The sequence below is a fragment of the Pseudomonas sp. FSL R10-0056 genome (genome assembly GCF_009600105.1).
Classification (GTDB): Bacteria; Pseudomonadota; Gammaproteobacteria; order Pseudomonadales; family Pseudomonadaceae; genus Aquipseudomonas; species Aquipseudomonas bubulae.
The window spans coordinates 1-214 of the sequence record NZ_WIWL01000159.1; the positions used below are offsets into that span (position 1 = coordinate 1).

The 214-nt window shown below is 48.6% G+C and carries 1 pseudogene; it reads right to left on the reverse strand.

The window, feature by feature from the left end:
• Positions 1-51 precede the first annotated feature (51 nt).
• Positions 52-214, reverse strand: a pseudogene (locus tag GHO42_RS26045) (short-chain dehydrogenase); the annotation flags it as partial.

A 214-nucleotide genomic window follows, 5' to 3' on the forward strand; every position in this document is an offset into this window, starting at 1 on the left:
TTTAACGCGAATATCGGTTATGTACTCAATGCATCAGTTATAAAAACGCTATCAAGCAGGCCTCAACCGCCAGCCCAACACATCAAGCAGGTCACAACCATCACGCAGCAATTGCGCCGAAACAGTAGCCATATGCTTAAGATCTACAGAGTCAGCCTCTTGCACTTCCCGACTGGAAAACGATTCCATCAGTTGCGTGACGGCCAGTACGCGA